10 protein-coding genes are annotated in these 10,910 nt (G+C 70.1%); 6 read left to right on the forward strand and 4 right to left on the reverse strand.

Features of this window, described 5'->3' with window-relative positions; genetic code table 11:
- Nucleotides 1–307: 307 nt before the first annotated feature.
- The 5 genes from ABZX96_RS37525 to ABZX96_RS37545 all read left to right on the forward strand — a co-directional run bounded on the left by ABZX96_RS37525 (nucleotide 308) and on the right by ABZX96_RS37545 (nucleotide 8,304).
- A complete protein-coding gene (locus ABZX96_RS37525; protein WP_355553996.1) occupies nucleotides 308–823 on the forward strand; it encodes a MarR family transcriptional regulator in 516 nt (171 codons plus the stop codon).
- Nucleotides 824–1,092: 269 nt separating this feature from the next.
- The gene (locus ABZX96_RS37530; protein ID WP_355553999.1) at nucleotides 1,093–2,541 is read left to right on the forward strand and encodes an MFS transporter; all 1,449 of its coding nucleotides are present in this window, start codon (nucleotides 1,093–1,095) and stop codon (nucleotides 2,539–2,541) included.
- 220 nt (nucleotides 2,542–2,761) lie between these two features.
- Nucleotides 2,762–3,775: a methionine synthase gene (locus ABZX96_RS37535; RefSeq protein WP_355554002.1), complete on the forward strand. Its 1,014-nt coding sequence runs from the start codon at nucleotides 2,762–2,764 to the stop codon at nucleotides 3,773–3,775.
- A gap of 32 nt (nucleotides 3,776–3,807) precedes the next feature.
- A complete protein-coding gene (gene ligA, locus ABZX96_RS37540) occupies nucleotides 3,808–6,024 on the forward strand; it encodes an NAD-dependent DNA ligase LigA (RefSeq protein ID WP_355554021.1) in 2,217 nt (738 codons plus the stop codon).
- A 156-nt stretch (nucleotides 6,025–6,180) separates the two neighbouring features.
- Nucleotides 6,181–8,304: a bifunctional diguanylate cyclase/phosphodiesterase gene (locus tag ABZX96_RS37545; protein WP_355554005.1), complete on the forward strand. Its 2,124-nt coding sequence runs from the start codon at nucleotides 6,181–6,183 to the stop codon at nucleotides 8,302–8,304.
- 62 nt (nucleotides 8,305–8,366) lie between these two features.
- Here ABZX96_RS37545 and ABZX96_RS37550 read toward each other — a convergent pair whose 3' ends face one another.
- From ABZX96_RS37550 to ABZX96_RS37565, 4 genes are read right to left on the reverse strand one after another with little or no spacing between them, the layout of a single operon-like run.
- A complete protein-coding gene (locus tag ABZX96_RS37550) occupies nucleotides 8,367–8,555 on the reverse strand; it encodes a DUF397 domain-containing protein (protein ID WP_355554008.1) in 189 nt (62 codons plus the stop codon).
- A gap of 13 nt (nucleotides 8,556–8,568) precedes the next feature.
- Nucleotides 8,569–8,757, reverse strand: a complete 189-nt coding sequence (locus ABZX96_RS37555) for a DUF397 domain-containing protein (RefSeq protein ID WP_355554010.1) — start codon at nucleotides 8,755–8,757, stop codon at nucleotides 8,569–8,571.
- Between the two features lie 40 nt (nucleotides 8,758–8,797).
- A complete protein-coding gene (locus tag ABZX96_RS37560; protein WP_355554013.1) occupies nucleotides 8,798–8,986 on the reverse strand; it encodes a DUF397 domain-containing protein in 189 nt (62 codons plus the stop codon).
- A 12-nt stretch (nucleotides 8,987–8,998) separates the two neighbouring features.
- On the reverse strand, nucleotides 8,999–9,850 hold the full coding sequence (locus ABZX96_RS37565; RefSeq protein WP_355554016.1) for a helix-turn-helix transcriptional regulator: 852 nt from the start codon (nucleotides 9,848–9,850) through the stop codon (nucleotides 8,999–9,001).
- A gap of 235 nt (nucleotides 9,851–10,085) precedes the next feature.
- On the opposite strand from ABZX96_RS37565, the gene ABZX96_RS37570 reads away from it, so the two are divergent.
- The gene (locus ABZX96_RS37570; protein ID WP_355554018.1) at nucleotides 10,086–10,577 is read left to right on the forward strand and encodes an ATP-binding protein; all 492 of its coding nucleotides are present in this window, start codon (nucleotides 10,086–10,088) and stop codon (nucleotides 10,575–10,577) included.
- The last annotated feature ends 333 nt before the right edge of the window (nucleotides 10,578–10,910 follow it).

The following is a 10,910-nucleotide window of genomic DNA, read 5'->3' on the forward strand; positions in this document are numbered from 1 at the left end:
GGGGGGGCCCCGGCCCGTTTGCGCGGGCCGGGGGGGGGGGGGCGGGGCGGCCCTGGGGGTGGCCCGGGGCCGTGGGGTTGCGCAGCCCCCGCCCGCGGGACGCACCATCCCCGTGCGGTGGCCGACCCACCTTCCAGCAGTCTCAACCTCCGGGGCCCCTGAACGCGACGGGTTTCCCGTCGCCCGGGGGCTTGGGAAACGGGAAACCCGGGGGAAACGCCGGCGCCGCACTACAAGGCAACCCTGTGTCCTCGCCCCTTCCGTCCCGCCCCGTCACGTTCCCTCCGCGCGGACGTACGCTGCACAGGTGACCACTGAAGCGAAGCCCACGGGGACGGACGCGGCACGAACGCGGCCGGGGAAACCACCGGTCCCGGGCGCGGACGCCGCGGCCGGGTGCGGCTTTCGGGAGATCCGGGGCCTCGTCGCGGAACTGAGCCGCCTCATGGACGCCCACCAGCGCGCCCGGGTCGCCGAACTCGACCTGACGCCCACCCAGGCCAAGGCCCTGGAGGAACTCGGCGAACCGAAGACCGCCCGGGAACTGGCGGCGGTCCTGTGCTGCGAGCCGCCGAACGTCACCTACGTCATCTCCAAACTGGAGAAACAGGGCATGGTGATCCGCGAACCGCACCCCGTGGACCGCCGCGCCAAACGCCTCGTCCTGACGGATGCGGGCCGCGCCCTGCGCCTGGACCTCCTCGCCCGCGTCGGCACGGCGTCGCCGCTGGACCATCTGTCGGACGATGAACGGTCGGCCTTGCGGGATCAGCTCCTCAAGGCAGTGGGGCGTGGCGCCATTCCAAGCCCGTCCGGCGATTGAGGACACCATGGCGGTCGGGGCCTCGGCCGCCATTCGCCGGGTCGGGATGGGCGTGAGGGTGTGTTTTGGGTACCGGTGAACGCCGGGGGCGTTGTCCTCAATCGCCGGACGGGCTGGAAATGGCGAGCTGTCTCTGGCAACTGACGAGCAGGTCTCACTATCAGGGCGCCCTCGCAAATGACTGCCGCATCAGGGGTTCCGTATACGTTCAGTAAAGTTACAGCTGTAACCATTGCCGCCAAAGATGGATACAGCTTTAACTACTTTCCATGATCAGTGAGACGGAGGAACCACCCACGACCCGCGGTGCGCGGAACACGCGGACACCCGACGAACCGCAGGCCGCCAGGCCACCCGTACCAAGGCCCGCCGGGGCGATGACGCTCCTCGTCCTCGCCCTCGGCTTCGTCATGGCCAGCCTCGACACCGGCATCATGAACGTCGCCTCGCAGGACCTCCGGGTCCAGCTCGGGCTGAGCATGTCCGGCCTCACCTGGGTCGTGGACGGCTACGTGCTCGCCTTCGCCGCGCTCCTCCTGCTCGCGGGCGGGCTGGCCCAGCGGCTGGGGGCGCGCCGGGTCTACCTCGCCGGCCTGGCGGTGTTCACGGCGGCCTCGCTCCTGGGGGCGGTGGCACCGAACGGCGCGGCCCTCGTGGCGGCGCGGTTCGCGCAGGGCGTCGGCGCGGCGCTGTTCATGCCCAGCTCCCTCGCCCTCCTGATGAACGCCTTCCCCGAGGAGAAGCGCCGGGCGCGCGTCCTCGGCATCTGGTCGGCGATCGTCTCGACGTCCGTCGGGCTCGCCCCGTCCATCGGCGGCTTCCTAATCGGCACGCTGGGCTGGCGCAGCATCTTCCTGGTCAACCTGCCGATCGGCGTCCTCGCGCTGGCGCTCACCCGCCGTCACGTGGCCCCGCTCGCGGCCCGCGCCACCGCACTCGGCGCCGGCGGCCACGCGCTCGGCCTGCTCGCCCTGGCGGCACTGAGCTTCGCGCTCATCGAGGGGCCGGAGAAGGGCTGGGAGGCGGCCGAGGTGCTGTCGGCGGTGGCCGTGACGGTGGTCGCCGGAACGGCATTCGTCATACGGGAACGCCGCACCGCGACCCCCATCCTCCCCGTCGCCCTCTTCGCGGACCCCCGTTTCACGGCCGCCAACGCCGTCGGCTTCCTCTTCAACTTCGCCTTCTACGGCGTCCTGTTCGTCCTCGGCCTCTTCCTCCAGACGGCGCGCGGCGCGGACCCGGTGACCGCGGGGCTCCAGATGCTCCCGGCCGTCCTGGTCCTGCCGTTCGGCAACGTCCTGTACCCGCGGATCGCGGGGCGGGTGGGCAACCGGGCGGCACTGGCCGGTTCGCTGGCGCTCGGGGCGGTGGGCTACCTGGTGCTCTTCCTCTCACTGTCGCCCGGCCTGCCCTACTGGACGCTGGCCGTACTGCTCGCCCTGGTGAACGTCGGCGCGGGAGTGGCGTCCCCGGCGATGACCGGTGCCCTCATGGAGGCCGCCGGCCGCGAGCACGCCAACATGGTGAGCGCCACGCTCAACGCCAACCGCCAGGTCGGCTCGCTCGTCGGCATCGCCGCGATGGGCGCGGCCTTCACCGGGGCGGGCAGCGGTTACCCGGGCACCGCGCTCGCCTTCGCCCTCACCGCGGCGGCGCTCGCGGCGGCGGCGCTCCTCGGCTGGCTGGGCATACGGCAGCCGAACCCGACCCGGCCGTGAGGCCAGGACACCGCGAGGAGCACGCCCGCACCGGCACCGACGGGGCCGGAACGACGGAGAACGATGGGTCCGGCCCGACCGGAACCGCGAGGGACCCGGAACAGACGGGATCGGAACCGACGGAACCGCACCGGCCCTGAGCGGCGCACCAACAGGACACAGCACACAGCACACAGGCCACAGGACCAGGCCGCCCACCACCACGGCATACCCTTTCCGGGTGAGTGAGAACACCCGTTACCCGTGGGGCGCCGGGGTGGCCACCGGCGTCGGATCGATGCCGGGCGGCGACGCCCGGGAGGCCGTCAAGGTCGTCACCGGATCGCTGGAGGCGCTGCCGTACCTGCCGGAGCTGCCCGCCCGAGGGCCGGGCGCCGACATGATCGGGCGCACCATCGGCATGCTCGTCGAGTTGTACGCCCATGTGGAGCCGAGCGGCTGGCGGATCAGCGACCGCCCGGGGCGGGACACCCGGCGCGCCCGTTCCTGGCTGGGCGAGGACCTGGACGCCCTGGAGGAGTTCACCCAGGGGTACGAGGGCGCGCTGAAGGTCTCGGCCGTCGGCCCGTGGACGCTGGCCGCCGCCCTCGAACTGCGCAACGGCGAGGCCGCGCTCGGCGACCCGGGCGCCTGCCGCGACCTGGCCGGCTCCCTCGCGGAGGGGCTGCGCGGCCACTTGACCGAGGTCCGCCGCCGGGTGCCGGGAGCGACGGTGGTGCTCCAACTGGACGAGCCGTCGCTGACGGCCGTCCTCCAGGGCCGCGTCAAGACCGCCAGCGGCTACCGCACGCACCGCGCCGTGGACCGCGCGGTGGTCGAGGGCGCGCTGCGCGACCTGGTCGCGGTCGCGGACGGCGGCCCCGTGATCGTGCACTCCTGCGCGCCCGAGGTGCCGTTCGGGCTGCTGCGCCGCGCCGGCGTCACGGGCATCTCGTTCGATTTCTCCCTCCTCACCGAGCGTGACGAGGAGGCGATCGGGGAGGCCGTGGAGGGCGGCACGGCGCTCTTCGCGGGCGTCGTGCCGGGCATGGACGGCCCATTGTCAGACCCTGCCGGTAGCGTCATGGGTGTCAGGACGCTGTGGCGCAGGCTGGGGCTGTCGCCGGGGACTCTCGCCGAGTCCGTGGTGGTCACTCCCTCGTGCGGGCTGGCGGGCGCTTCGCCCGCATATGCCCGTACGGCCCTGGGGCACTGCGTCCGGGCGGCGAGATCCCTCGCAGACAACCCTGAGTGACGGCACTCCAGGACCAACGGGAGGACGAAACGGTGGCCGGCGAACAGCACACGGCGGTGTCCACGGTGCCCGCGAAGGCACGCGAGGAGCACGCGAGGCTCGCGGAGCAGGTGGAGGAGCACCGCTTCCGGTACTACGTGAAGGACGCTCCGGTCATCAGTGACGCGGAGTTCGACAAACTGCTGCGTTCCCTGGAGGCCCTGGAGAACGAGCACCCGGAGCTGCGCACCCCCGATTCGCCCACCCAGAAGGTCGCGGGCTCCTACGAGACGGAGTTCACCGAGGTCCAGCACCGCGAGCGGATGCTCTCGCTGGACAACGCCTTCGACGACGAGGAACTGTCCGCCTGGGCCGACCGGCTGGCGACGGAGCTGGGCGGGGACGCCAAGTCCGCCGGCTACCACTTCCTGTGCGAGCTGAAGGTGGACGGCCTGGCGGTCAACCTCACCTACGAGAAGGGCCGCCTCACCAGAGCCGCGACCCGAGGTGACGGCCGCACGGGTGAGGACATCACGCCCAACGTCCGCACCATCGGCGAGATCCCCGAGCGCCTGAAGGGCGACCGGGTGCCGGACCTGGTGGAGATCCGCGGCGAGGTCTACTTCCCGATGGAGAAGTTCCTCCAGCTCAACGAGCGACTGGTGGCCGACGGCAAGACCCCGTTCGCCAACCCGCGCAACGCCGCCGCGGGCTCGCTGCGCCAGAAGGACCCCAAGGTCACCGCCACCCGCCCGCTCCACATGGTCGTCCACGGCCTCGGCGCCCGCGAGGGGTTTGCCATCGACCGGCAGTCCCAGGCGTACGAGCTGCTGCGCGAGTGGGGCCTGCCCACCGCCACGCACAACAAGGTCGTGGACTCCCTGGCGGACGTCCGCGCCTTCATCGCCCACTACGGCGACCCGCAGACCCGCCGCACCGCCGTCGAACACGAGATCGACGGCGTGGTCGTGAAGCTGGACGAGATCCCCCTCCAGGGCCGCCTGGGCGCCACCTCCCGCGCCCCGCGCTGGGCCATCGCCTGGAAGTACCCGCCGGAGGAGGTCAACACCAAGCTGCTCGACATCCGCGTCGGCGTCGGGCGCACCGGCCGGGTGACCCCGTACGCCGTGGTCCAGCCGGTGACGGTGGCCGGTTCCGAGGTCGAGTTCGCCACGCTGCACAACCAGGACGTCGTCAAGGCGAAGGGCGTCCTCATCGGCGACACCGTCGTGCTGCGCAAGGCGGGCGACGTGATCCCCGAGATCCTGGGCCCGGTGGCGGACCTGCGGGACGGCAGCGAGCGCGAGTTCGTCATGCCGTCCCAGTGCCCCGAGTGCGACACGCCCCTCCAGCCCGCCAAGGAGGGGGACGTGGACCTGCGGTGCCCCAACGCCCGCGGCTGCCCCGCCCAGATCCGCGAACGCCTCTTCTACCTCGCGGGCCGCAAGTCCCTCGACATCGAGAACTTCGGCTACGTCGCCGCCACCGCCCTCAGCCAGCCCCTGGAGCCCGCCGAAGCCCCCCTCAAGGACGAGGGCGACCTCTTCAACCTCTCCGTCGAACAGCTCCTCCCCATCAAGTCCTACGTCCTGGACCCGGACACCGGCCTGCCCAAGCACGACCCGAAGACCGGCGAGGAGAAGATCGTCACCTTCTTCGCCAACAAGCAGGGCGAGCCGAAGAAGAACACCCTCGCCATGCTGGAGAACATCCAGGCCGCCAAGACCCGCCCGCTGGCCCAGATCCTCACCGGCCTCTCGATCCGCCACGTCGGCCCCGTCGCCGCCCAGGCGCTCGCCCGCGAGTTCCGCTCCCTGGACCGCATCCGGGAGGCGAGCGAAGAAGAGCTCGCGAACACCGAGGGCGTCGGGCCGACCATCGCGGCCTCGCTCAAGCAGTGGTTCGCCGAGGACTGGCACGTCGAGATCGTGGAGAAGTGGCGGGCCGCCGGCGTCCGCATGGAGGAGGAGTCCACGGGCGAGGAAGGTCCGCGCCCTCTGGAAGGCGTCACCGTCGTGGTAACGGGCACACTTCAGTCACACACCAGAGATGGCGCGAAAGAGGCCCTTCAGAGTCTCGGAGCGAAGGTGACCGGTTCCGTTTCCAAGAAGACCGGTTTCGTCGTGGTGGGAGAGAATCCGGGTTCGAAGTACGACAAGGCCATGCAGTTGAAGGTCCCTGTGCTGGACGATGACGGCTTCGCGGTCCTGCTTGAGCAGGGTCCCGACGCGGCTCGTGCGGTAGCCGTCACTCCGCCTGAGGAGGAGTGAGGCGTCACTCCTGCGGCGCATACCAGATAGTCGCAGGCCGTCAGGCCGCATTCGGGCAACCGCAACCGATCGCTGCCCGAGGCGGCCTTCTGCGGCCTACTGTTGAGGTGTGCGCCTGCCGTGGCGCGGGCACAGCCGGCTGTGAGAGGTATCGGAATGAAACCGACCGACAGCGCCGCCGCGGCGACGCGGCTCCGCCGGCTCGCGCTGCGCGCGCTGCCGCTGACCGTCGTCCTGGCGGCGTGCGGCGCGTTCACGACGAGCGTGATCCGAACGCTCGGCGGCGATCGCGCCCTGTTCCCGTCCGGCACGGTCGGCTGGGCGCTGGCGATCCTCACCGGCGTCATCGTGGGCCATCTGGTCGCCCTCGGGCGTGACCGCTGGTGGGGCGGCACCGGTTCGGGCGCCGCCCTCGCCCTCGCCGTCCTGATGCTCTTCGGCTGGCTGCCCGCCGCGCTGGTGAGCCTGGCCGTCGTCGTCCTGGTCGGCGCGGCCCGTCGCCACCGATGGCGCCAGGCCGTCCTGCACGGCGCGGTGGACATCCTCGGCATCGGGGCCGCCGCCCTGAGCCTGGCGCTGTGCGACGTGGTGCCCACCGTCGAACACCCCTGGCAGCCGGCCGCCTGGGACCTGGCCGTGCTGCCGAAGATCCTCGCCGCCGCCACCGCCTATCTGGTCGTCACCCGCGCCCTGCTGTGGTTCTCCATGGCCCAGCGCAACGGCGGCGGCCTGCCCACCATCGCCCGCACCGCCCTGGCCCGTCAGATCCTGGTAGGCGTCGCCCTCCTGGGCATCTCGCCCCTGATCGTCGTCACGGCCGTCCACGCCCCCCTGCTCCTCCCGCTCTTCTCGGTCCCCCTCATCGCCCTCGACTCCACCCTCTGGATAGCCCGCGCCCGCGCCGAGGAGCAGCTCCGCGACCCCCTCACCGGTCTGCCCAACCGTCAGTGGCTGCTGGAACGCACCTGGACGGCCCTGGACGAGGCCGAGCGGATAGGCGCGCGTTCCGCCCTCGTCCTGATAGACCTCGACCGTTTCCGCTCGGTCAACGACACCCTCGGGCACCTCGCCGGTGACCGCCTCCTGCTCCAGATAGCCGACCGGCTGCGCCACGCCCTCCCGCGCGGCGCCGAGGCCGCCCGCCTGGGCGGCGACGAGTTCGCCGTCCTCCTGCCCACCGCCGACTCCCTCACCAGCGCCCAGCGCGTCGCCCGCCACCTCGTCGCCGCCCTCGGTTCCTCCCTGGACCTGGACGGCCTGACCCTCGTTCTGGAGGCCAGCGCGGGGGTCTCCGTCTTCCCGGACCACGCCCTGGACGCCGAGGGCTTACTGCGCCGCGCCGACGTCGCCATGTACCAGGCCAAGCGGGACCGCAGCGGCGTCGAGGTCTACGAGGCCAAACGCGACGGCAACACCCCCGACCGCCTCGGCCTGCTCGGCGACCTGCGCCGCGCCCTGGACGCCGGCGAGGTCGAACTCCACTACCAGCCCAAGGTCGGCTTCGACGGCCACGTCGCCGGCCTGGAGGCCCTCGTCCGCTGGGTGCACCCCGAGCGCGGAAAGGTCCCGCCGGACGAGTTCATCACCATCGCCGAGTCCTCCGGCCTGATGCCCCGCCTGACCGAATACGTCCTGGAAACCGCCCTCGCCCAGGTCGCCCGCTGGCGCGCGGCCGGCCTCGAAGTCCCCGTCGCCGTCAACGTCTCCCCCCGCGACGTCCACACCCCCGGCTTCGCCGGAACCGTCGCCGCCCGCCTCGCCCGCCACCAAGTCCCCCCGGGCTCCCTCCAGTTGGAAATAACGGAACACGTCCTCCTGGAAGACCCCCAACGCGCCGCCGACACCCTCGCCGGCCTCACCGGCCACGGCGTCAAGATGTCTCTCGACGACTTCGGCACCGGCTACTCCTCCCTCGTCCACCTCCGCCGCCTCCCCGTCAGCGAGCTGAAGATCGACCGCTCCTTCGTCGCCCGCCTCGCCGTCGACACCGAAGACGCCGAAATCGTCCGCTGCACCCTCGACCTCGCCCACTCCCTCGGCCTCCTCGTCGTAGCGGAAGGCGTCGAAGACGACGAAACCTGGGAGCGCCTGCGCGACATGGGCTGCGACGCCGTCCAGGGCTGGCTGGTAGCCGCCGCGATGCCCCCGGACGAGACCACGGCCTGGCTCCTGGCCCGTGGCGAACGCGGCTGGCAACGCGAGGACGCCCACCCGGCCACGGCTCCGGCAGAGCCGGAACACGCGACGGCCCCGGATGACGCGGACCAGCGCGTGACGTGACCAGGCGGACGCCCGGTTACTTCTGATCTCCCTCTCGCTCTTCTCTTTCTTCCCTCCCTCGCTTATGCGAGTCGGCCTGCCTTGATGGTGCGCAGGAGGGCGTGGAGGGTGGTGGGGTGGGTGGTGAGGATCTGGGTGGGGGAGGTGCTTTCACGGAGGGCGATGCGAGAGCTTTCCGGTGCGGCGACTTCCATGCAGTTGTTGCCGCCGCCTCCGCAGGAGGTGGAGCGTTGCCACGCGGTGAGATCCATGGTCCTTTCCTCGCTAGTCGAGGTGCCCTGACTTGACGCTGTGTAAGAGCGCTGCAAGGACAGTGGTGTCTGTCGTGATGATCTCCTCAGGGGTGGTGCTTTCGCGTATGGCCATCTGGTGGCCTGCCGCCAGAGCGACTTCTACGCAGTTGTTCGCGCTGCCTCCAGAAAAGGAAGAGCGCTGCCACGCGAGGTGGTTCATGACCTTGCCCTCCGGTATCAGCCTTGGGGGAGATTCTTCCCTACTGGAGATACCCTGATTTGATGCCACGCAAGAGGGCTTCGAGTGCGGTGGGGTGTGCGGTGATGATTTGGGTAGAGTGGCTGCTTTCGCGAAGGGCTATCCGATCCCCTTCCGCAAGGGATATCTCCACGCAGTTGTTGGCCGAAGCCTCGGAGTGCGAGGACTTCAGCCACTTCGTCTCGGGCACAGTCAGTACCTCTTATAGGTCTTCGGCGATACTGAGAATGATGTCTCTTGACCGATTAGCGTTCAAGGCGAGCTGTTCGACCGCGTCCAGACGACGTCGAAAATTGGCGAGTTGCATGGGTGAGTCGAAGTAGACGGCCCCGATCGGTGAGTCCACATGGATGGTGTCCAGGTGAGGGCTACCGGCGGCCACATACATCAAGGATTGCTCCGCCATCGGAAATCCGCCGGCCGCAAAGGGGATGACCAGGAGCGTGACGTTCTCACGCTCGCTCTCCTTCAAGAGGTGAAGAAGCTGTGCTTTGGCCACCGCTCGTCCTCCGACCTGCATGCGTAGCGCCGACTCGTGGATCAAGCCCTGGTAGGGCGTGGCTCGTGCGCCTCCGACAATCGTGTGACGTGCCATGCGCTGGGCGATGCGCAGTTCGATCTCCAGACGGGACAGTGCGGGGATGAAGAGATTGAAGAGTGCTCGCGCGTGTTCCTCAGTCTGGAAGATTCCCGGAATATGCGCAGTCTGTAGCGTCCGGAGGCTTGAGGCGTAGTGCTCAAGTTCCGCGACTTCGAGAAAATCCGGGGGGATTTTGTCGCGGTACTCGTCCCACCATCCTTTCTTGCGGCCACCTGTCATGGAAGCTAGTGCGTCGACCAAGGCGGGATCGTCGCACTCGTAGATGGCGGCCAGCCGACGCAGGCGACGCTCGCTGATGCCGAAGCGGCCAGCCTCGACGTTTGAGATTGTCGTGCGGTCCGTGCCGAGCAGTTCGGCGGCTTTCGGGGCCGTCATTCCGGCGGCCTCCCGCAGGCGGCGCAGCTCGGTTCCGAATCGGCGCTGACGGACGGTGGGTGTTTGCCTTGGTGCCATATGTCCCTCTCCTCGCTTCGGGCTCAGTGTGTCGAGGGCTTATGGAGCACGTCCGCAAAATTCGATGTATCTACTCGTTCGAGTGAATCGGGTATCACCGGTTGTAGTGCGTGGCTACTGTGAGATTTGCTTCGCGTTGGCGGAAGCGCACCGGTTTCCCCTGCCCGCCCGGGACGGCAGGGACCGGCGAGCCACCGCCGCATCCTTCACGGACCACGCACCCAGGAGGTGCCCCATGAACGCGCACGTCCCCGCTGTCCCGGAACCTCCGCACCCGCCACCCATCCCGTTCACAGAGCCGTGGCACTACGAGCTGGGGTTTCCCTGTGACCCGCGCGGGCCGCGCATCGCTCGTACGACCCTGCGGGCCGTTCTCGCCGAGCACGGGCTGACCGAACTGACGCAGCGGGCCGAACTGCTGGCCTCGGAGCTGACCACCAATTCCGTACGGCACACCAAGGGCCCCGCTGCCGTACGCATGCACTGGCTGCACCCGGTGCTGCGGGTCAGCGTGTGGGACATGTGCCCTGACCTGCCGAAGCAGCGGCATCCATGTGCCGACGCGGAGGGTGGGTGGGGATTGATGATCCTTGACGTCATGGCCGACCGGTGGGGCGGCTGCGCCATGGGGGAGGGACCCTTCGGGCCCGGGGGGAAGACGATCTGGTTCGAGCTGGCGGTGGGCGCCGATCCGCCGCCCGGGCTCGTCCCCGTAAGCGTCGTCTGAAGTAGGAGGAACCCCCACCGGCGGACGGTCGCCGAGCCGACGGAAGGGGACGTCCCGGGGTGCCCCCGCAGCGGACTGGGGCGCGGCGGCCCCGTCACGAGATCTCGTCGGGGAGGCGCAACTGCCGCGAGGAGGTACCCCGGGGCGGCCCCGACCTCGTACGAAACAAAAGGCGTACCGACCACTGGACCGCACCCGCGACAGGCCCCGACCCCGTACGAAACAAAAGGCGCAAGACCCACCGGCCGCACCCGCGAACAGGCCCCCACCCGAGACAAAGAAGCGCGCCGGGGCCCCCCCCCCCGCCCCGCCCCCCCAACAAAACGTTAGGGG

Source organism: Streptomyces sp. NPDC003077, assembly GCF_040611095.1.
Classification (GTDB): Bacteria; Actinomycetota; Actinomycetes; order Streptomycetales; family Streptomycetaceae; genus Streptomyces.